This window comes from Streptacidiphilus rugosus AM-16, from assembly GCF_000744655.1.
In the GTDB taxonomy this organism is placed as follows: domain Bacteria; phylum Actinomycetota; class Actinomycetes; order Streptomycetales; family Streptomycetaceae; genus Streptacidiphilus; species Streptacidiphilus rugosus.
Genome location: NZ_JQMJ01000004.1, coordinates 796,827 through 815,913, shown reverse-complemented (window position 1 = coordinate 815,913; position 19,087 = coordinate 796,827). Strand labels below are relative to the sequence as shown.

Sequence of the window (19,087 nt, the reverse complement as noted above, 5' to 3'; positions counted from 1 at the left end):
GTGCGCTGGCCGCAGCCGCCGCACCACCGGCATTGCGGCGGGCCTGGGCCTGTCCGCCGCACGGATCCACGGCCAGCACAACCCGGGCAACACGCCCGCCGATCGCCCGGACGAGCACATCGAAGGATCCAACCGGCATCGTCCGGACTCCCTGCACGTTCAGCGGTGGCTCCTGCATGCACTGTAGGCAGAGCGCAGCGAGTCGGCGCGACGCGACGCGCCAGGCTGCCGAGATCGCGATCGCTTCAACCGGGTGGGTGTGGGTGGCGGCCGGTGTCCCTTCACCCAGGCGGAACCCACGGCCAACGGCGCGTCAACACCGTTGGCAGGCTGACCTGCCGACGCCTCAGCGTACGGAACGCCAGGCTATGGCCTGGATCCGCGGATACCGCCGACGACATCCGCGACATCTGCCAACGCTTGGTGAAGGAGCTTCGCGGCATAGGCCGATCCCGCGATGAGGAAGAACCCGGCCATCTCGTGTGATGCCCTAGTGGCGGAACCAGGAGCCGCCGTGTCGGAGGCCGCGCTCTTGCCGTTCGGGCTGGTTCCCCAGATTTCCCGGGCGATCTGGACAGCTCCCTCAGCCGCGTGAGCCACGCCCATCGCGGTGACGGCCATACCGACCCAGACGATGGGTGCGAGTCCGGTTGAGGGCCGACGGGAGAACGCGACGGCAGAATTCGCGGTGACGGTCATGCGACTGCCCTCCTCGGGCGTCTGGCGCCTGGATGCTGGCGGGACCATTGACCGCCTACCGGGTAGTGCGCCGTGGCCACTCAGTGTTTCCCACACCAGCGGGTGAAGCCCAAAATGCGGGCCTGCTGCAACCACGCTAGGCACCCGGGCCGGACAAAGTCCTGGGCCGGTCGGCCCGCCGAAGGTCGGGCGTCCCGGTGCAGCGGTGGCCGTCTGCAGCACCGCAGGCCGGGCAGCGGCCGGTCCGGCGCAGGTCGCGGGGCTGTCCTGGCGAGTGTGGGGGTGGTGGGGTGGTCACGGGGCGGTGTCGGTGTCCCAGCGGGTGCTGTGCCAGGCGTCGGGGGTCTGCTCGCGGTCGGGGGTCTGCTCTCCGGCCGTGGCCTGGTGGTGGGCGAGGGCGGCGTCGAGGTCGGTGTGGGCTCGGATGCCCTCGACGGAGGTGGGTGGTGTGATCAGTTCCAGGGCGCGCTGTTGGCGGGCCAGGCTCTGGGCGGCGGTGGTGATGGCGTCCCGCCCTGCGGGGGACCAGCCCTTGAGGCGGGTGCAGTCCAGGAGCAGGGTCTGCTCGCCGCGGGCGAAGGCCCATCCGATCGCGCCGTTGAAGCGGGTGACGGCGTCGTCGCCGAGGTAGCCGCTGATCTGCAGGACGTCGACGTGCGGGCCGGTGGTCAGGTGCCACTGGATGGTCATTGGGGCTCGGCTCTCTGCGGGTTAGTGGCGGTGGCTGCCGACGTAGAACATGAGCATCACGAAGCCGGCGAAGATGTGGAACCCGATGACGTAGATGAACGCGCGGATCCACACGCCCCGGTTGGCACGGCGGCCGCCGCCCTCGGAGCCGTCGTCCTCCGGCTCGTGCACGGGCAGGGCTGTGGTGTGGTCGGACACTTCGGTCTCCCTCAGGTGGTGCGGGGCAGGACGACGCGGATCGTCTTGCCGGGCGCGGCGTAGTCGGGCTGCAGGTCCAGGCGTCCGTCGTGTCCGGCGACGAGGTCGGCCACGACGGTCAGGCCGCGGCGGGCCGGGCCGTGACGGATGGTGGGCGGCCATGGGGGCAGTGCCGGGTCCTCGTCGTGCACGGCGATGGTCAGCTCGTGGCTGCTCAAGGCCAAGGTGAGGTTCAGGTGTCCGGACGCGGTGGCGTGGCGGACGGCGTTGGCGACCAGCTCGGTGGTGATCAGCAGTGCGGCGTCCAGTAGGCTGGCCGAGGGGGCGAGGCCGAAGGTGGTGAACGCCATCTGGGCGGTGCGGCGCGCCAGGGTGACCGAGGCCGCGGTGACCGGCAGCGTGACCGTGTGCTTCTTGAACCCGCCCCGGGGGGTGTCTGGCTCCGGTTCGGCCGGGATGGGGTGCCACCGGCGGCGAGGCCCCCAGGGCGACGTCATTCCCCTGCTCCGCGGTCTGATCCGCCGCCCGGGTGCAGTCCGTGGGCGCCGTGAGACTCGCTTTGGGGCTGGTGGGGGCGGATGCGCAGGTGCAGGCCGTGGGTGGCGGCGTGGTCGACCAGCTCGGCCACCTGGTCCGGGGTGATCCCCCGGTGCTGGGTGGGGGAGCCAGGGGTGGGGACGGTCACGTCGAATCGCACGGCCTGGATCTCTCCTTCGAAGGATCGGGTCAGCGGGTGGTGAGGTTCTGGAAGCGGTGGCCGGTGATCAGGTGCGGGCGTATCCGCAGCAGCTGGTTGCCGTGCGAGGCGGCGAAGCCCGGCAGGGTGGCGAGGTAGTGGTGGCGCTCGTCCGGGTCGGTGACCGGTTCGGCGGTGCCGGTGACGGTGGCGTACCAGCCCTTGAGCGTGACGCCGTCCAGGGCCTCCGCCCGGTAGGTGACCGGCGGGCCCTCGTCCAGGCGGGCGGCGGTCTGCGCGCCGAGCGCGGTGCGCACGAGCAGCTCGCTGCCGGTGACGGTGTGGAAGCCGGGTCGCTCCACCGTCATGCCCTGCTCGGCGCAGACCAGTAGTCCGACTCGCATCCCCGCGAGGAGGTAGAGGGCCTCCATGCGGGTCAGCGGCGCGAGGTGGACCTGGGTGCTGTTGGTGTCCGTGGTCATCGCTTCGCTCCTGTGAGTTCGCCCGCCGGGGGCAGATGCGAGATCAGTCCGACGGCGCCGAGGTGGGCGCGGGCGTGGGCGATCGCCTCGGGGGTGGAGGGGAAGATCCGTCCGTTCTCGTGCAGGGTGTCGAGTGCACCGAGGGCGTCGAGGCGGTTCAGGTGGTTCTCGCGCACGCCGGAGACCAGGACGAGGATGCCGCGGGCGGTCAGCTTGTCGATGGCGTCGCCCAGGACCTTCGCGCCGGAGGCGTCCAGGGCCGAGATGCGGGACATGCGCAGGATCACCACACGGACGTCGGCGACGTCGGTGAGTTCCAGCAGGAAGCGGTGGGCGGCGGCGAACAGCAGCGGTCCGTCGATCCGGTAGGCGACGATGTGCTCCGCCAGCAGCTCCTGCTCTTCGCCGTGGTGATCGGCCGGGGGAAGGTCGGCGTGGAGCGGCACCTGCTCCAGGCGCGCCGCGCGGGCGACCTGGCGCAGGGCCAGAATCCCGGCGGTGAGCATCCCGACGATCACCGCGGTGGTGAGGGTGAACGCGAGTGTGGCTGCGGCAGTGAGGGCGAGTATGAGGGCTTCGCCGCGGCTGGAGCGGGCGAGCGCCTTGAGGGAGCCGACCTCGACCATCTGCACCGCGGTGGCGATCAGCACCCCGGCCAGGGCGGCGATGGGGATGTGGGCGACCAGCGGGGCGGTGGCGAACACGATCACTGCCAGCACGCCGGCGTGCACGAGTGCCGCCAGGCGCGAGGTGGCGCCGGTGCGGACGTTGACGGCGGTGCGGGCGATCGCGCCGGTCGTGGCGACGCCGCCGAACAGCGGCGCGGCGAGGTTGGCCAGGCCCTGTCCGAACAGTTCCCGGTTGGAGTCGTGCTGCTCCGAGACGCTCATGGCGTCGGCGGCAGACGCCGACATGAGCGACTCCAAGGCCGCCAGCGCCGCGACCGCCAGGGCGGAGGGCAGCAGCGCGCCCAGGTGCCCGGCCTGGAAGAACCCGAACGACGGGGCGGGGAGCCCGGATGGCAGCGTGCCGATCGTCGTCACCGGCAGGGAGAGGCCGGCGACTGCCAAGGTGGCGGCGACCACGGCCAGCAGCGAGAACGGCACTGCGGGTCGCAGGCGCGCGCCGGCCAGCATCACCGCGGCCACGGCGAGGGCGACCCCGATGGTGGCCCAGTGCGGGTGCGCGGCGAAGTCGCCCACCGCCCTGGCAGCGACGACGGCGGGGTTCGCGCCGACGGGGGCGTGGACGCCGAGCGCGTTTGGGACCTGCTGCAGGCCGATCACGGCGGCGATGCCGAGGGTGAAGCCCTCGATCACCGAGACCGGGAGGTAGGCCATCCAGCGGCCCGCGCGCAGCAATGCGAGGAGGACCAGGAGTCCGCCGGCGATCAGGCCGACGGTCAGGACGCCGTTCGCACCGTAGGTGTGCACGATGGGGACCAGGACGACGGTCATGGCGCCGGTGGGTCCGGAGACCTGGAGGTTGGAGCCGCCGAATACCGCTGCCAGAGCGCCTGCGACGACGGCGGTGACCAGGCCGGCCTGGGCGCCCATGCCGGAGGAGATCCCGAAGCCGAGCGCGAGCGGCAGGGCGACGATCGCCACGGTCAGGCCGGCGATCAGGTCCTTGCGCGGCGAGCGCCCCATCGTGGCCAGGATGTGCCGGTTCGGCAGCACGCCCAGGATTGTGGTGCTGAGGGTGGAGCGGGTGATCACGGGGCGGTCGCTCCGGCTGTGTCGGCCTCGCGCAGTTCTGCCAGAAGGTCCTGCTGGCCGGCGATCAGGTCGGTCAGGATCCGGCGTGCTGCCCGCAGCAGTTCGGCCACGTCGGGCCCCGCGAGGGAGTACACGACGGTGTCGGCCTCGCGCACCGAGGTGACGATGCCGGAGCGGCGCAGGACGGCGAGCTGCTGGGACAGGTTGGAGCGTTCGACCTCGATGCTGGCGAGCAGGTCGCGCACGGGCATCGGTCCGTCCTGCAGCAGCTCGAGCACGCGGATGCGGACGGGGTGGCCGAGCATGCGGAAGAACTCCGCCTTGGCCTGATACAGGGGAACCGGCATCGCTCTCAACTCCCGTCCCTTGCGTCTGGACCGTTTATGACGGCCGGGACGTCGATCCCGTTCTCCCGCGCGAGCAGCAGCGCCCGCTCCAGCTCGTCCAGGCACTCGGCCACCGCTATGGAGTCCGTCGACGCGGCTGCGGCCGCGAGCGCGCTGCGTGCCTGGCGGATGCGTTCCAGCAGCGCGGCCGCGAATTCGTCGCCCTCCATCGGAGCCTCCCAAGCAGTGTTTAGTCCGGCACACACGCCAGGGTGGTCCGGGTGTCCCTCGCCGGATGCCCGGCACCCTGGCGCGTGCGGTATGGGGTGCGGCCGCGCCCCCGACAGGCACGGCCGGCAGCGCGGAGCGGCACCGGGCACCCTCAATCCAAGCCGTCGGGCGGCGAACCCACTCCACGCAAGCGTCACTATGACAGCAATTGAAGAAATCTTCAATTCACTACATAGCGGAACTGGTCGGATGTTGTGTTTTTCGTGTGCTGGATTGAAGGCTTCTTCACATGACTATGCTGTGGATCGCTCGGGGAGAAGGGGTGCGCCTGTGGATCTCCCCGGGCGTCAACGTTGCGTGGAGAGAAGGGTTCTGGTGGGCCTGCTTCGCAAGATCCGTGACACCGGCCGCGTCGCCGAACCTGCACCTGCGCGACCACAGGAGGCCATGCCTGCGGCGGCGCGGGAGCTGGGCGGCTCCGCGCAGGTGCGCTGCGTGGACGCGGGCTCGTGCAACGCCTGCGAGATCGAGATCGGCATGGCCTTCAACCCGGTCTACGACGCCGAGCGCTACGGTGCCCGCCTGGTGGCCTCCCCGCGGCACGCGGACGTGTTGCTGGTGACCGGCCCGGTGACCCGCAACATGGCCGCACCGCTGAAGGCGACCGTCGCCGCCGCGGCCGAGCCGCGCCTGGTGGTTGCGGTCGGGGACTGCGCGCTGGGATGCGGGGAGTTCACCGGCGGATACGGACTCATCAGCGAGACCGGGGCGGTCGAGGACCTCGTTCGGGTGGATGTGAGGATCCCCGGCTGCCCGCCCGAACCGGCCGCGATCGTCGCCGGACTGCGACAGGTGACCGGACGGTGAACACGATTGCCACCGCTTTGGCCGCCGCCGGTCTGGCTTCCCTCGTGGGCGCGGCAGCGGGTCTGGGCTTGTCCGTGACGGTGCGCCCGCTGGTCGCGGGCACCGCAACCGCCCTGGTCGGCGTGGGCGGGCTGGCGGCGGGAGGCTTGGCGATGGCGGGCCGGACCTGGTCGGCGGCCTTCCCGCACGTACTGCCGCTGGCCGGGGTGCGGCTGCGGGTGGACGCCCTGTCGGGGCTGTTCATGGCCGTGGCCGGCGCAGTGGTCGTCGCGGTCGCGGTGTACGGGATCGGCTACGCGCGCGGCGGGCACGGCCCGGTCGCCTCCCGCACGGCGCAGGCGTTGCTGCCACTGTTCGCCGCCACCCTCGTGCTGGTCCCGGCGTCGTCGTCGGTGTCCACGTTCCTGCTGCTGTGGGAGCTCATGGCGCTCACGTCGCTGCTCCTGGTCCTGACCGAGCACGGGCAGCGTCCGACCGTTCGGTCGGCTGGGGTCTGGTACGCGGTGATGACCCACCTCGGCCTGGTCCTTCTGCTGGCGGGGCTCGCGCTGTTCGCTGCGAAGGCCGGGGGCGAGAGCTTCGCCGCGCTGCGGGCGGGAGCACACAACCTGTCGCCAGCGGCGCGGGGGCTGGTGTTCGTGCTGTGCTTCACGGCGTTCGCCTCCAAGGCAGGGGCCGTACCGCTGCACGCCTGGCTCCCGCGCGCTCACCCCGAAGCACCCAGCCAGGTCTCCGCCTTGATGAGCGCCGCGATGGTCAACCTCGGCGTGTACGGGACCGTGCGGGTCGGCTTCGACCTTCTCGGTGGCGGGTCGCGCTGGTGGTGGCTGCTGGTGCTTCTGACCGGCGCGGTCTCGGCGGTGTTCGGGATCTTGCAGGCCACCCTCGCGACCGACCTCAAGCGGCTGCTGGCCTACTCGACCTGCGAGAACCTCGGACTCGTTTTCGTCGGCGTCGGCGCCGCAGGGCTCTTCCACGCCGGCGGAAACCCGGAACTCGCGGGCCTGGCCCTGGCGGCTGCGCTGCTGCACGTGGTCAACCATGCCTCCTTCAAAGCTCTCGGGTTCACCGCGGCCGGGTCGGTGCTGCGTGCGACCGGGGAGCGGAACCTGGACCGGCTCGGCGGGCTGCGCGCCAAGATGCCCACCACCGCTGGCCTGTTCGCTCTCGCGGCGCTGGGGGCGGTGGCGCTGCCGCCAGGCAACGGCTTCGTCAGCGAATGGCTGCTGCTCCAATCCCTCATCCACGGCTTCTCGGTTCCCGGCCTGACCACCGCGATCGTGCTCCCGCTCGCCGTCGCGGCGATCGCCCTGTCCGCCGGGCTGGCCGCCGCGGCGTTCGTCAAAGCCCTCGGTGTCGGCTTCTTCGCCCGCCCCCGCAGCCCCCAAGCGACCAGAGCGACCGAGAGCCCGGCGCTGATGCTCGCCGGGATGGGCCTGCTGGCCGCCGCCAGCATCGCCTTGGCCCTGGTACCGGGCGTCCTGGCCGACGGCCTGGCCCGCGCCGTCGCCGCCTCCCGCCTGACGAGCGTTCAGCCCTTGACCGGCGGTGAGCTGCGGCTGCGGCTGACCGACACGTCCGCTGCCTACTCCCCGTTGTGGATCGTTGCGGCGCTGCTGGCCGGGCTTGTCCTGGCGGCTGGAAGCGTGCGGGCATTCAAGCGGCGGGCCAGGCGGCCTGCGGCGAAGCTGTGGGACTGCGGCGGCGGCCAGCCCACCGCGCGGATGGCGTACACCGCGACCTCGTTCGCCGAACCCCTGCAACGGGTCTTCGACGACGTCCTGGCCCCCGAACAGGACCTCGATGTCACCCACGTGCGCGAGTCGGCCTACCTGGTCGAGCGGGTGCGCTACACCCAGCGGGTCCCGGACCGGATCGAGCACCGACTCTACGAGCCCGTCCTCGCTCTGTTCGAGGCGGTCGGCTGGCGGGCGCGGAGGCTGGCGGCGGGCAGCGTGCACGTGTACCTGGGCTACGGCTTCGTCGGCGTCATCGCCCTCCTGGGCGTGCTGACGGTGCTCAGGTGAACCCGGCGATGCCATCCGCAGATCCAGTGCGGCCAGACGGCGTGGCGGTCAGGCGGCGTCACGGCCGGACAACGCCACGGGGATGCCTTGTGCTGACCGATCCGCCGAAGGAGGAGGGGTGTTGAGTGGTTTCGGCGTGGTCGCGCTGGCCGCGCAGCTGCTGCTGGTGGTGGCCGGTGCGCCGCTGCTGACCGGCGTCATGCGGCAGGTCCGTGCCCGGATGGAGGGGCGCGCCGGTGCCGGGGTCCTGCAGCCGTGGCGGGACGTGCGCAAGCTGCTGCGCAAGGAACCCATCACCCCGGCCGGCAGCGGGCCCGCGTTCCGCACCGCGCCGCTCGTCCTGGTCGTGACCGGTCTGCTCGTCGCGGCGCTGCTGCCTCTGGCGGCCGTCACGACCCCGGCTGCCTCGCACGGGGACCTGATCGTCGTCGTGGCGCTGCTGGCCCTGGGCACGGTCACCCTCGCGCTGGCCGGACTGGACACCGGTACCGCGTTCGGCGGCATGGGCGCCTCTCGCGAGATGACGATCGCCGCGCTGGTGGAGCCGACGATCCTGCTGTCGGTGCTCGCGTTGTCGATACCGGCCGGGTCCACCGGCCTGGCCACGATCGTCGCGGGCCGGATCGACGAGCCCGCCCGGCTCGCCTCCCCTTCCAGCCTCCTCGCCCTGGTCGCGCTGGCCGTGGTGACCATCGCTGAGGCGGGGCGCCTGCCGGTGGACAACCCGAGCACCCACCTGGAGCTGACGATGGTTCACGAGGCCATGGTGCTGGAGTACGCGGGCCCCGACCTGGCGCTGGTCGAGTTCGGCGCCCAGCTGCGGCTGACGGTGCTGCTTGGCCTGCTCGCCACCCTCGCCGTCCCCTGGGGGATCGCCACCACCAGCTCCTGGCCCGCCCTGCTCCTGGCGCTGGTGCTGCTGGCGGTCAAGGTGACCGTGCTCGGGGCGGGTCTGGCCGCGGCGGAGGTGTTCTGGGCCAAGGTGCGCTTGTTCCGTGTCCCGGAGCTGCTGGCCGGGTCGTTCCTGCTGGCGCTGCTGGCGGTCACCGCCTCCTACTTCCTGTCCGGAGCTTGAACCTGTGAACCAGCCCCTGTTCACCCAGTTCCTCGATCTGGCCTGCGGCGCGTTCCTCCTCGCCGCGGTCATGGTGCTGTGGTTTCGCGAACTGAGTGCGATCGTCCGCGTCTTCGCCCTCCAGGGCGTCGCCCTGGCCGGTATCGGCGTGCTCCTGGGCATCCGCCAGCACCACTGGGTGCTCGTCGGCGTCGCGGTCGGGATCGGGGCGCTGCGCGCCGGGCTCCTCCCGTATCTGATGCGGCGCGCCCTGGAACGCTCCGGTCAGCAGCGCGAGAGCGAACCCCTGGTCAACGTCGCCGCCTCCCTGTTGCTCGCGGCCGTGCTGACCCTGCTGGCCTACGCGTCGGCCCAGCCGCTGGTCGCCCTGGAGCCGGGACCGGCCGCCGAGGCGATCCCGGTCGGCTTCGCCGTGGTCCTGATCGGGTTCTTCACCCTGATCACCCGCCGCCGCGCGGTCGCGCAGATGGTCGGCTTCCTGCTCCTGGACAACGGCATCACCGCCGTAGCCCTGCTGGCCACCAGTGGCGTCCCGCTGATCCTGGAACTCGGTGTCTCCTTCGACCTGCTCCTGGCCGTCCTGGTCCTGCAGCTCCTGGCGCTGCGCATCCAGGCAGCCTTCGGCGGCACCGACCTCGACACGATGCGGGAGCTCCGAGACTGATGCCCTCTTCCGATTCGCTCCTGCTGGTCCTCCCGGTGGCCACGCCGCTGGCCTGCGCCGCCTTCTACGCCCTCCCGCTGCCCTACCGCCGCCGCTTCGGCGACTGGGCCGGGATCATCACGCCCGCCGTCACCCTCACCTGTGCCGTGTTGCTGGTGCCCCGCGTCACCGTGCACGGACCCGTGCGCGCGGCCGGGCATCTGCTGCGCGCGGACGCCCTGACGGTGTGGCTGCTGCTGGTCGTCGGCGCCGTCGCGCTGATCGCCGTGGCCGCCTCACCCACCTACCTGGCCGCCGAACGCACCGCGGAACGGGCCAGCGAGCGCACGGCCCGCCGCTACTGCCTCCTGGTGCAGGGGTTCCTGGCCGCGATGACGCTGGGGGTGCTGGCGGAGAACCTCGGCATCCTGTGGGTCGCGATCGAGGCCACCACCATCGTCACCGCGTTCCTGGTCGGCCACCGCCGCACCCGCACGAGTGTGGAGGCAGCCTGGAAGTACGTCGTCATCTGCTCCGTCGGCATTGCCCTCGCGTTCCTGGGCACCGTCCTGATCTACTACGCCGCCCGACACGCCGGCCTCTCCGAGGCCGCCGCCCTGGACTGGCCCACCCTGGCCGCGAACGCGTCCCGGCTGGACCCCGACGTCACACGGATCGGCATCGGACTGATCGTCATCGGCTTCGGCGCCAAAGCCGGACTCATCCCGCTGCACGCCTGGCTACCCGACGCCCACAGCCAGGCACCCGCCCCCGTCTCCGCCCTCATGTCCGGCGTCCTGCTCTCCGTCGCCTTCAGCGCACTGCTGCGCTACAAGACCATCTGCGACGCCGCCCTCGGCCCCCACTACCTGCGTCTGCTCCTGACGATCGCCGCCCTGCTCACCCTGGCGCTCGCGGCGGCGATCCTGCTCGGCCAGCGCGACTACAAACGCATGCTGGCCTATTCGAGCATGGAGCACATGAGCCTGATCGCGCTCGGCACCGCGATCGGCAGCCGGCTGGCGATCGCGGCGGTCCTGCTCCACATCGCCGGCCACGGTCTCGCGAAATCCGTGGCGTTCTGCTCCGCCGGACAGATCCTCGCCTGGCAGCAGACCAGCCGCATCGGCCGCCTGCGCGCGCTCCTGGTCCGAGCGCCAGGACTTGGCGCCGCCTTCGGCCTCGCCGTGATCGCGCTACTGGGGATGCCGCCGTTCAGCCTCTTCGCCTCCGAGATCGCCATCACCCGGGCCGGCTTCACCGCGGCGATGGGCTGGCCCGTCACCGCCGCCCTGCTGCTGGTTCTGGCCGCGTTCGCCGCCCTGGCCGCGCGCACCGCACGGATGCTCCTCGGCACCCCACAGCCAGGTCCCGGCGCCGCCACCCTCCCGCACCGCATCGGCGCCACCGCCGGATTCCCTCTGCTGGCAGGGCTGCTGGCCTGCACGGCACTCGGTGTCTCCACCGGCCCGCTGACCCACCTGCTGGACACCGCCGCCGCGCTCATCGGAGGCCACTGACCATGACCCCCACCACGACCGTGTACGAGGTCGGTGTCGGAGAACTCGCCGACACCGCAGCCGAGCGACTCTCCCGGGGCGAACGCCTCGCCCTGGTCGCCGCGCACCACGACGCCGACGCCGTCCGCATCGTCTACCTGTTCGTCGCAGGCCCCCCGGACCGGCGCACCGAACTCCACGTCCGCCTCGACCCGGCCAAACCCCAGCTGTCGACGCTGGCGCACCTGTCCTTCCCGGCCGGACGGTTCGAGCGGGAGATGCACGACCTGCACGGCGTCGAACTCCTCGGCCACCCCCTGCCACGCAGGCTGGTGCGGCACTACCACTGGCCCCAGGGCTGGTACCCCGGCCGCCCGGACGCCGGACCGCCACCACCGTTCGCCGAACCCGAGGGCCCCTACCCCTTCCTGGAAGTCGAAGGCGACGGCGTCTACGAGATCCCCGTCGGCCCCGTCCACGCCGGCCTCACCGAACCCGGACACTTCCGCTTCTCCGTCGTCGGGGAAACCATCCTGAAACTGAAGGCCCGGCTGTGGTTCGTCCACAAGGGCATCGAGAAACTCTTCGAAGGCCGGGCCATCGACCGCGGCCTGCCACTGGCGGAACGCATCAGCGGCGACACCGCCGTCGGCCACGCCCTGGCCTACTGCCAAGCCATCGAACACGCCACAAACACCCAGGTCCCCGAGGCCGCACGGGCGGCGCGGGCCCTGCTGCTCGAACTGGAGCGCGTCCACAACCACGTCACCGACCTCGGCGCCCTGTGCAACGACGTCGGCCACGGCGTCCTCAACGCCCACGCCCAGCGCATCCGCGAACAACTCCTGCGCCTGGGCCAGCAGATCACCGGGCACCGGCTGCTGCGCGGCGGCGTGATTCCCGGCGGCGCCCGCCTGCTCGCCCTCCCCACACCCGCGCAGTTGCGCCGAACCGGGGACGACATCCGCGACCTGACCCGACTCGCCCTCGGCCACGCCGTCGTCAAGGACCGGTTCACCGGCACCGCCGTGCTCCCGGAACAGGCCGCCCGCGAGCTCGGATGCCTCGGCTACGTCGGCCGCGCCAGCGGCCTGGCCCTCGACGCCCGTACCATGCACCCCGCCCTCGACCTCGGACCCGCCCTCCACGTACCGACCCTGGACAGTGGGGACGTGCTCGCACGCTTCCAGATCCGCGCCCAGGAGATCGACGTCTCCCTGGCCCTGCTGAACCAGCTCACCCCGCACCTGGAACCGGGGGCTTTCATGGTCCCGCTCAGCTCTGACGGGCCGGGCGCCGGGATCGGGATGGTCGAGGGCTGGCGCGGCACCATCACCACGCGCGTCGAGCTCGCCGCCAACGGCACCCTGGCCCGCGTGAAACCCGTCGACCCGTCCTTCTTCAACTGGCCCGCCCTGCCCGTCGCCCTGGCCGACACGATCGTCCCCGACTTCCCCCTAACCAACAAAAGCTTCAACCTCTCCTACGCCGGCAACGACCTGTGAAGCAGCACCAGGTCGGCGGCTCCGCAGGCATGCGCTCAGCCATACCGTCAGAACCTGCCCGCCGAGACAGCCAGCCATCAGCGCGGCTGCCCGGAGGCCCCCGGTGAGGGCTGTCCGGCGCTGGTGGCCCCGCCGCCGGCGGTCCGAGCCCGCCATGCTGCTGGGCGCAGTCGACGGCCAGCTCGCCCGCGCCGTCCTCCTTTCCTCAAACTCACCCCACCCTGACCACATCGAGGGGCGCACACACGCACCCGCCCGGCGGCCACGGCCACTACATGTCGAGTTCTGCCTCGATCTGCTTGAGCTGGTGCCGGGCCATCGCCAGGTTCGCCCGCCCGCGGTCCAGCACCAGAACCAGGAACAGTCCCACCCCGGTGTGCGAGGTCAGCGGCCGGATCACGTGGTACTGACCCCTCAACGTGACCAAGATGTCCTCGATCACCCCCGCCTCACCGCCCAGCATCTCCAGCGTCCGCTGCTGCGCCCGCACCAGCTCCGTGTGCCCAGCGGCCGCCACCGCCAGATCCAGATCCGGCATCAACGCCAGCGCCCCCAGGCTCATACCACTGTCCAGGTCCCCCAAGGCCACCCCCAACGCGCCGGTGATCGCCATGGCCTCTTTCAATGCGGTGTCCGTGTTCGCCATGACCCCGACGCTAGAGCCACTGCAGCATTCGCAACTGACGAATTGAAGAACTCTGCAACTCGACAACGCCCGCCCGGTACAGTCTGGGTACCCATCGCCGAGTTCTGACGCGCCCTCATCCTGGAGTGCCAGCGTGACGGCATTGCCCTGGCCAAGCGGCGCGGCGCCTACACCGGCCGCAAGCCGGCGCTCACCCCCGAGCAAGCCCACGAACCACGCACACGCGCAGCCTCCGGCGAGCCGAAAACGGCGCTGCCTGCAGAGTTCGGAATCAGCCGCGAGACCCTGTACGCGCTGTACGCCTACCTGCGCCGTTGAACCCCATCAGCGGTATCCCCCACATGCCGTCCGGTGACGTCAGAGATCTCCACCAGAAGCACGCCACCCAACGTGCAAAGTCACAGCCTGAGCACCAAGGCGAGCACGTTCACCAGTGAGGGCAGCGCCAGTCCGGTCAGCCACGGTGGCATGGCACGGCCGTGGAATAAAGATCAAGATCAAGCTGTGATTCCGCTATGATCATCACCGTTATACGTTGATCAACAGGGGGATCACCATGTTCAAGCGCACGGTCAAGGTAGCCACTGTCGCGGCGGCGTCACTGCTCGCGATCACCATCGGCTCCGGCACCGCACACGCCGGCTCCAGCTGGGGCCCCATCAAGTTCGGTAACGGACTGTGCCTCGACGTCCCCGGTGGCCACTTCACCGACGGGGCCCAGCTCCAGTTCTGGGGCTGCAACGGCACCCAGGCCCAGCAGTGGTGGATCTGGCAGGAGGACTCCACCCACTTCGAGATCCAGGCCTCCTGGAGCGACGACCCCCAAAAGCGCGTCATGTGCGTGAACAACTGGGAGGGCGGCGACCACACCGGCAACCACATGGCCCTCTACCCCTGCAACGCGGGTTCCGCGAACGACACGTACTTCAACTGGGTCACCAAGGGCAACGGCCTCCAGGTTCAGCCGAAGGTCGCATCCGTCAACTGCATCAACTCCTGGGGCGGCCTCTACCAGGGTGCACAGGCCCGCCTGTACCCCTGCGCCGACGTCCAGGAAGAGAACGTCCTGTCCCTCCCGCTGTAACTCCATCACGGCACACAGCGGCCCCGCCTCCCACGTTATCGGGACGCGGGGCCGCAGCATGCCAGACAGGTGTGGGCCGCACCGCTCACTCGGGTCTGTACGGTCCGAATTCCTGACAGTTTCCCCGCACCAGACCAGGCTGGCACGGGTGCCGTGAAGCTGCTCGCGTACGCAACCGCCGGAGACCCGGTCTTACTGTGGCCCGGCTACGGCATCTCGGCTGCATCTCAGTGCGCCGCTACGCGGAAGCCCTTCCCGACCCGACCTGCTCCGAAGTTCTGAAGTGCTTCCCCACCCCCGTAGCACCGTGGACCTGAGCCTGCTTTTCGCTGGCCTCGGCTGACGGCAACAGGCTGCCTTCACGTGGCCGTTTGCCTCACTGGTCGCGCGGTCCGGGAGGCGACTTGCGGACCGTGCGACCCGGCGCAGCGTTCAGTACTGTTGGGTCTCGAGGAAGCTTGCGTCGGCGTCGCCGAAGGCGGCTGTGGTCGGGTCGAATCCGGGCGGGCTGTCTTTGAAGCCCATGCCCATGTCGGCCAGCTTCGCCTTGACCTCGTCGATCGACTTCGCGCCGAAGTTGCGGATGTCGAGCAGGTCGGCCTCGGAGCGGGCCACGAGCTCACCCACGGTGTGGATGCCCTCGCGCTTGAGGCAGTTGTAGGAGCGGACGGTGAGCTCCAGCTCCTCGATCGGCAATGCCAGGTCGGCGGCGAACGCGGTTTCCGCCGGGGTGGGGCCCATGTCGATGCCCTCGGCGTCGATGTTCAGCTCGCGCGCGAGACCGAACAGCTCGACCAGGGTCTTACCGGCCGACGCCATCGCGTCGCGCGGACGCATGGCGGGCTTGGTCTCGACGTCGACGATCAGCTTGTCGAAGTCGGTGCGCTGCTCGACACGCGTGGCCTCGACCTTGTAGGTGACCTTCAGCACCGGCGAGTAGATGGAGTCGACCGGGATACGGCCGATCTCCTGGCCGGACTGCTTGTTCTGCACGGCGGAGACGTAGCCGCGACCGCGCTCGACGGTCAGCTCCATCTCCAGCTTGCCCTTGCCGTTCAGCGTGGCGAGGACCAGCTCGGGGTTGTGCACCTCGACACCGGCCGGGGGCGCGATGTCGGCGGCGGTGACCAGACCCGGACCCTGCTTGCGCAGGTACATCACGACCGGCTCGTCGTGCTCCGAGGAGACGACCAGCTGCTTGATGTTCAGGATGAGGTCGGTGACGTCCTCCTTGACGCCCGGCACGGTGGTGAACTCGTGCAGGACACCGTCGATCCGGATGCTGGTGACAGCAGCGCCGGGGATCGAGGAGAGGAGCGTACGGCGGAGCGAGTTGCCGAGGGTGTAGCCGAAGCCCGGCTCCAGCGGCTCGATCACGAACCGGGAGCGGAACTCGTCAACGACCTCTTCGGTCAGCGAAGGACGCTGAGCAATCAGCATGAGATGAATCCTCCAGATTTTGGCGCCCGCTATCTGACGCCGTAGACCCGCACGGTACCGGCAATACGACCTGGCACGAGGCTCGCACCGCCCTGACGCCGGCAGAGGCCAGCCCAGCCGACGGGGACAGCAGAGTCGCTCGAAGTTCGGCGCCTTTGCCGTCAGGCCGCAGACAGGCGCGCCGGCGAGACGAAGAGGCCCACCGGGCCTGCTACGTCGCCCTCGTCGAGACCGATCGGGTCCACTGCGCGGTGAGGGTGGCCAGCAACCTGTAGTTGAGCGCTCCCGCGCCAGGGCTGTTGATGTCGTCGATGCCTCGGTCCATGCGGTGCCCGAGTCGGCGGGGTTGGATGACGCCGGGGAGCGGTATTCGATCTTGTGTCTGTTCAGGCCGGGCGGCACGACCCCGATCTCGACCTGGGGGCCGAAGCGGCGTGCCACCTTTAAGAGCAGGTTCGGCTTGTGCAGCCCAACGGTGTCGAGCGCCCCGGCGCAGGTGTGCCACGTATTGGAGTCGCCGCGGAAGAATCACGCTCGCGGAGATGGGCGGCTGCCGCCTGCTGTGGAGACCGCAGTCGGCTGACGTACATAGCGCGGCGAGCACCGTATGGTGCGGTACCGACAACACCCGCGCCGGGTGCACGGCCGCTGTGCGTGAGGCTAGGTGAGGTCGCGCGCCAGGGTGGTGCGATAGGCGTCGGCCAGGTTGGCCTCGGCGGTCAGGGTCTTGGCGAAGACAGGGTCCTGGGTGGCTGTGAGACCGTCCAGGGCGAGGGGCAGAGTGGTCTCTGCGGCGAGGGCGGCTGTTGTCGGCGGTTGGATGACCGGTCCGCTGAGCCGGCCTCCGGCGGGGAGTGGGAGGCGGGGTCGTAGTTCCGCGCCGGTGGGGTGGATCTCGTCGAGGGCGAGCCGCCAGCGTGGGGTCGTCGCGGTGTCGGCATGGGCCGGCGGGGGCGGTGCGTTGTGGGTGGGGAGGTTGGCCAGGGCGGTGGTGAGGCGGGCGGTGGCTGCGGCGAGGGTGAGTCCGGCGACGATGGGGTCTGCGGCTGGGTCGTGGAGGTTCAGCAGTCGGTCGGCGGGGGCTGCACTGCCGGGGCTCTCCAGTGCGGCCGTGGGGGCGAGGGCGTGCATGAGCGCGGTGGTGCCGTATCGGGCGGTGCCGCTGATGACGAGAAGGGTGATGTCGGTGTCGCGGGCGTCGACGAGCGTCGTATAGGGGTCGCCGGCGGTGCCGTCGATCACGAGGAGGTCGGCGTAGCGGCCGGGCTGGAGGGAGCCGAGTTTCTGGTCCCACTTCAGGATGAGTGCGGGTGTGCGGGTGGCCATGGCGACGAGTTCCTTGTCGCTGAAAACCGCTTCCGCTGGCGAGGTGGTGGAGGCGAGGCGGGCGGCCTTGAGCTCGCCGAGGAGGCCCTTGCTGCCGGATACCGACCAGTCGGAGCCCAGCGCGATCGGCACGCCTGCTTGCTTGGCGGCGGCGATGTTGGTGGTCTGTCCGTACAGGAGCAGGTTGGACAGGGGTGACCAGACCATGGAGCCGCCGTGGTCGGCGAGGACCTGGAAGTCCTCGGTGGTCAGGGCGGTGCAGTGGATGCCGACGAGGTTGTCGGTGATGGCCCACTGGCCGGGCTGGTACTGGAGGGCCTGGAAGTGGGCTCGGGCGGCCGGGTCGGTGCCTTCGGCCAGGTGGAGGATGAGTTTGTGCGGCTGCTGAAGGCGCGCCAGGAAGCGGGCGGCGTCGCTAGCTTCGACGTCCGCGATCCGGGTGGCGGCTTCGGGCAGGTTGGAGTCGTCGGTGGCTTCGACGTTGCGGACCAGGCCCCGGTACATTCGCCGCGCTCCGGCGTCGCTGAACAAGGCGATGCCCTGGCTCGTGGTGGTGCCGTTGACCAGGGCCTTGGTCTCGACGTAGCGGACCACGGCGGGCATGAGCTGCGGATCCTGGCCCAGCACCGTCATGGGGCCGGTGACCAGGCGGTGGTAGTCGGGGGTGCTACCCCACTGGGAGCGGTTTGTGTACTTCTTGGGGACCTGCCACAGCTGCAGTACGTCGTAGGGCAGGTGGTTGTGCAGCTCGATCAGCCCCGGATACACCGTCCCGCCCGAGTCGGTGACGTCGACGGTGTCGAAGCCCGGCGGGGGCGGGGCGGCGGCGGACTGCACCGCGTTGATAGTGCCGCTCGGGTCGACGTAGACGACGCCGTCCTCGAGCACGGTGTCGGCGGGGTCCATGGAGACGATGCGGCCGCGCAGCGCGAACGCCGGGCCGGTGGGGGAGGGGTCGGTCGGGGGCATCGGTTTGGTCCCTTCGCCTCAACTCACGCGACACGGCCCCCGCCCTGGCGGCGTGGACCGGCTTCGCCACTCATCCTGACCTCTACGTGACGGTGTGCACGCCACCCATGCGGGCGAGACCGCCCGCATGGAGTAGACGAAGGGGACCCGCGCATGCACGACTTCGACCCCGGCTACGGACAAGCCCCCTATGCGGCGCTCGTCGCCAACTACCCGGGCACGGAGACCTACCCGGCCGCGGACTTCCGCACCGAATGGGGCCCGATCTTCCACCGCGGCCGCCTCGACGGCACCGCCCGCATCCTGGTCATCGGCCAGGACCCCGCCGAACACGAGGACATCGCCCGCCGCATCCTCATCGGCACCGCCGGCCGCCGCTTCCAGGGCTTCCTGAACAAGCTCGGCGTCACCACCAGCTACACCATGATCAACACGTATCTGTACAGCGTCTACGGCCAGCAGGCGGGCACCGCCCACGCCCACGACCCGGCCATCGCAGCCTACCGCCACTCCTGGCTCGACACGCTCACCGCGCACAACTCGATCCAGGCCGTCATCGCCCTGGGCGGACTGGCCGACACGGCCTATCAGACCTGGCACGCGACAGCGGCCGCCACCGCCTACACCGGCGCGTACCAGCACATCCTCCACCCCACCTACCCCGACAGCGCCGCTGCGCAGGGCCAGGACCGCGCCACGGCCATGGCCAAGATGCTCGCCAACTGGAACACCGCCCTCGACGCCCTCCACGGCGTCATCACCCCCGACCAGGCCGTGCCCCTGGCCCACTACGGGGCCGACCTGAACCCGGCCGACCTGGGCGCCATTCCCGAAGCCGACCTCCCCCCAGGATTGCCCGCCTGGATGCGCTCCGATGAACCCTGGGCCAGCCGACAGGGCGCCACCGCCGCAGACAAGCGCGCCACCATTACCGTGCAGATCCCCGCGGACCAGCGTCCCTTCTGAGCCCTGCGCCGACACCCTCC

At 70.7% G+C, this 19,087-nt stretch carries 21 protein-coding genes; 9 read left to right on the top strand and 12 right to left on the bottom strand.

Annotation, left to right across the window (positions count from 1 at the left end; all coding sequences use genetic code 11):
• Window positions 1-366: 366 nt before the first annotated feature.
• The 9 genes from BS83_RS12750 to BS83_RS12715 form a co-directional block, all read right to left on the bottom strand.
• A complete protein-coding gene (locus tag BS83_RS12750) occupies window positions 367-699 on the bottom strand; it encodes a hypothetical protein (RefSeq protein ID WP_037603854.1) in 333 nt (110 codons plus the stop codon).
• A gap of 294 nt (window positions 700-993) precedes the next feature.
• Window positions 994-1,389: an STAS domain-containing protein gene (locus tag BS83_RS41755; protein ID WP_051942983.1), complete on the bottom strand. Its 396-nt coding sequence runs from the start codon at window positions 1,387-1,389 to the stop codon at window positions 994-996.
• Window positions 1,390-1,410: 21 nt separating this feature from the next.
• Window positions 1,411-1,587 (bottom strand): DUF6126 family protein, encoded by a 177-nt coding sequence (locus BS83_RS45380; RefSeq protein WP_157597158.1) that lies wholly within the window; start codon window positions 1,585-1,587, stop codon window positions 1,411-1,413.
• Between the two features lie 11 nt (window positions 1,588-1,598).
• Window positions 1,599-2,084 carry an ATP-binding protein gene (locus BS83_RS12740; protein WP_051942982.1) on the bottom strand — a complete coding sequence of 162 codons (486 nt, stop codon included), beginning with the start codon at window positions 2,082-2,084 and terminating at the stop codon, window positions 1,599-1,601.
• Window positions 2,081-2,284 (bottom strand): hypothetical protein, encoded by a 204-nt coding sequence (locus tag BS83_RS12735; RefSeq protein ID WP_037603852.1) that lies wholly within the window; start codon window positions 2,282-2,284, stop codon window positions 2,081-2,083. The genes BS83_RS12740 and BS83_RS12735 overlap by 4 nt, the downstream gene beginning before the upstream one ends.
• Before the next feature lie 29 nt (window positions 2,285-2,313).
• Entirely contained in the window at window positions 2,314-2,745 is a 432-nt protein-coding gene (locus BS83_RS12730) for a pyridoxamine 5'-phosphate oxidase family protein (protein ID WP_051942981.1), read from the bottom strand.
• Window positions 2,742-4,394 carry a SulP family inorganic anion transporter gene (locus BS83_RS12725; protein WP_084714920.1) on the bottom strand — a complete coding sequence of 551 codons (1,653 nt, stop codon included), beginning with the start codon at window positions 4,392-4,394 and terminating at the stop codon, window positions 2,742-2,744. Before BS83_RS12725 ends, BS83_RS12730 begins: the two co-directional genes overlap by 4 nt.
• Before the next feature lie 65 nt (window positions 4,395-4,459).
• A complete protein-coding gene (locus tag BS83_RS12720) occupies window positions 4,460-4,810 on the bottom strand; it encodes an ArsR/SmtB family transcription factor (protein WP_037603847.1) in 351 nt (116 codons plus the stop codon).
• A 5-nt stretch (window positions 4,811-4,815) separates the two neighbouring features.
• A complete protein-coding gene (locus tag BS83_RS12715; protein WP_037603845.1) occupies window positions 4,816-5,019 on the bottom strand; it encodes a hypothetical protein in 204 nt (67 codons plus the stop codon).
• Between the two features lie 448 nt (window positions 5,020-5,467).
• Here BS83_RS12715 and BS83_RS12710 point away from each other — a divergent pair, with 448 nt between their 5' ends.
• From BS83_RS12710 to BS83_RS12685, 6 genes are all read left to right on the top strand, one after another.
• Window positions 5,468-5,887, top strand: a complete 420-nt coding sequence (locus tag BS83_RS12710) for an NADH-quinone oxidoreductase subunit B family protein (protein WP_232248241.1) — start codon at window positions 5,468-5,470, stop codon at window positions 5,885-5,887.
• A complete protein-coding gene (locus BS83_RS12705; protein WP_037603842.1) occupies window positions 5,884-7,914 on the top strand; it encodes a proton-conducting transporter transmembrane domain-containing protein in 2,031 nt (676 codons plus the stop codon). The genes BS83_RS12710 and BS83_RS12705 overlap by 4 nt, the downstream gene beginning before the upstream one ends.
• Window positions 7,915-8,035: 121 nt before the next feature.
• Complete coding sequence (locus tag BS83_RS12700; protein ID WP_037603841.1) at window positions 8,036-8,989, top strand: respiratory chain complex I subunit 1 family protein; 954 nt, start codon at window positions 8,036-8,038, stop codon at window positions 8,987-8,989.
• A gap of 4 nt (window positions 8,990-8,993) precedes the next feature.
• The gene (locus BS83_RS12695; protein WP_037603840.1) at window positions 8,994-9,653 is read left to right on the top strand and encodes a hypothetical protein; all 660 of its coding nucleotides are present in this window, start codon (window positions 8,994-8,996) and stop codon (window positions 9,651-9,653) included.
• Window positions 9,653-11,152, top strand: coding sequence for a proton-conducting transporter transmembrane domain-containing protein (locus tag BS83_RS12690; RefSeq protein ID WP_037603839.1), 1,500 nt, complete (start codon window positions 9,653-9,655; stop codon window positions 11,150-11,152). Before BS83_RS12695 ends, BS83_RS12690 begins: the two co-directional genes overlap by 1 nt.
• 2 nt (window positions 11,153-11,154) lie before the next feature.
• Window positions 11,155-12,636 (top strand): hydrogenase large subunit, encoded by a 1,482-nt coding sequence (locus BS83_RS12685; protein ID WP_037603838.1) that lies wholly within the window; start codon window positions 11,155-11,157, stop codon window positions 12,634-12,636.
• A gap of 271 nt (window positions 12,637-12,907) precedes the next feature.
• Here the strand turns inward: BS83_RS12685 and BS83_RS12680 are convergent, their stop codons facing one another.
• A complete protein-coding gene (locus tag BS83_RS12680) occupies window positions 12,908-13,282 on the bottom strand; it encodes a hypothetical protein (protein WP_037603837.1) in 375 nt (124 codons plus the stop codon).
• Between the two features lie 117 nt (window positions 13,283-13,399).
• On the opposite strand from BS83_RS12680, the gene BS83_RS48295 reads away from it, so the two are divergent.
• Window positions 13,400-13,600 (top strand): helix-turn-helix domain-containing protein, encoded by a 201-nt coding sequence (locus BS83_RS48295; protein WP_456300478.1) that lies wholly within the window; start codon window positions 13,400-13,402, stop codon window positions 13,598-13,600.
• A gap of 217 nt (window positions 13,601-13,817) precedes the next feature.
• Window positions 13,818-14,366, top strand: a complete 549-nt coding sequence (locus BS83_RS12675) for an RICIN domain-containing protein (RefSeq protein WP_157597156.1) — start codon at window positions 13,818-13,820, stop codon at window positions 14,364-14,366.
• Window positions 14,367-14,798: 432 nt separating this feature from the next.
• On the opposite strand, the gene BS83_RS12670 is transcribed toward BS83_RS12675, so the two are convergent.
• Window positions 14,799-15,806 (bottom strand): DNA-directed RNA polymerase subunit alpha, encoded by a 1,008-nt coding sequence (locus BS83_RS12670; protein ID WP_037603835.1) that lies wholly within the window; start codon window positions 15,804-15,806, stop codon window positions 14,799-14,801.
• Between the two features lie 660 nt (window positions 15,807-16,466).
• The gene (locus BS83_RS12665) at window positions 16,467-18,101 is read right to left on the bottom strand and encodes an amidohydrolase family protein (RefSeq protein WP_037603834.1); all 1,635 of its coding nucleotides are present in this window, start codon (window positions 18,099-18,101) and stop codon (window positions 16,467-16,469) included.
• 153 nt (window positions 18,102-18,254) lie between these two features.
• Here BS83_RS12665 and BS83_RS12660 point away from each other — a divergent pair, with 153 nt between their 5' ends.
• The gene (locus BS83_RS12660; RefSeq protein ID WP_037603833.1) at window positions 18,255-19,067 is read left to right on the top strand and encodes a uracil-DNA glycosylase family protein; all 813 of its coding nucleotides are present in this window, start codon (window positions 18,255-18,257) and stop codon (window positions 19,065-19,067) included.
• Window positions 19,068-19,087: the final 20 nt, after the last annotated feature.

What these genes read in the sequence shown, in the direction of transcription:
- BS83_RS12750 (WP_037603854.1), bottom strand. Translation starts at nt 699, where the DNA reads ATGACCGTCACCGCGAATTCTGCCGTCGCGTTCTCCCGTCGGCCCTCA.
- BS83_RS41755 (WP_051942983.1), bottom strand. Translation starts at nt 1,389, where the DNA reads ATGACCATCCAGTGGCACCTGACCACCGGCCCGCACGTCGACGTCCTG.
- BS83_RS12740 (WP_051942982.1), bottom strand. Translation starts at nt 2,084, where the DNA reads ATGACGTCGCCCTGGGGGCCTCGCCGCCGGTGGCACCCCATCCCGGCC.
- BS83_RS12730 (WP_051942981.1), bottom strand. Translation starts at nt 2,745, where the DNA reads ATGACCACGGACACCAACAGCACCCAGGTCCACCTCGCGCCGCTGACC.
- BS83_RS12725 (WP_084714920.1), bottom strand. Translation starts at nt 4,394, where the DNA reads ATGGGGCGCTCGCCGCGCAAGGACCTGATCGCCGGCCTGACCGTGGCG.
- BS83_RS12720 (WP_037603847.1), bottom strand. Translation starts at nt 4,810, where the DNA reads ATGCCGGTTCCCCTGTATCAGGCCAAGGCGGAGTTCTTCCGCATGCTC.
- BS83_RS12715 (WP_037603845.1), bottom strand. Translation starts at nt 5,019, where the DNA reads ATGGAGGGCGACGAATTCGCGGCCGCGCTGCTGGAACGCATCCGCCAG.
- BS83_RS12710 (WP_232248241.1), top strand. Translation starts at nt 5,468, where the DNA reads ATGCCTGCGGCGGCGCGGGAGCTGGGCGGCTCCGCGCAGGTGCGCTGC.
- BS83_RS12690 (WP_037603839.1), top strand. Translation starts at nt 9,653, where the DNA reads ATGCCCTCTTCCGATTCGCTCCTGCTGGTCCTCCCGGTGGCCACGCCG.
- BS83_RS12685 (WP_037603838.1), top strand. Translation starts at nt 11,155, where the DNA reads ATGACCCCCACCACGACCGTGTACGAGGTCGGTGTCGGAGAACTCGCC.
- BS83_RS12680 (WP_037603837.1), bottom strand. Translation starts at nt 13,282, where the DNA reads ATGGCGAACACGGACACCGCATTGAAAGAGGCCATGGCGATCACCGGC.
- BS83_RS12670 (WP_037603835.1), bottom strand. Translation starts at nt 15,806, where the DNA reads ATGCTGATTGCTCAGCGTCCTTCGCTGACCGAAGAGGTCGTTGACGAG.
- BS83_RS12665 (WP_037603834.1), bottom strand. Translation starts at nt 18,101, where the DNA reads ATGCCCCCGACCGACCCCTCCCCCACCGGCCCGGCGTTCGCGCTGCGC.
- BS83_RS12660 (WP_037603833.1), top strand. Translation starts at nt 18,255, where the DNA reads ATGCACGACTTCGACCCCGGCTACGGACAAGCCCCCTATGCGGCGCTC.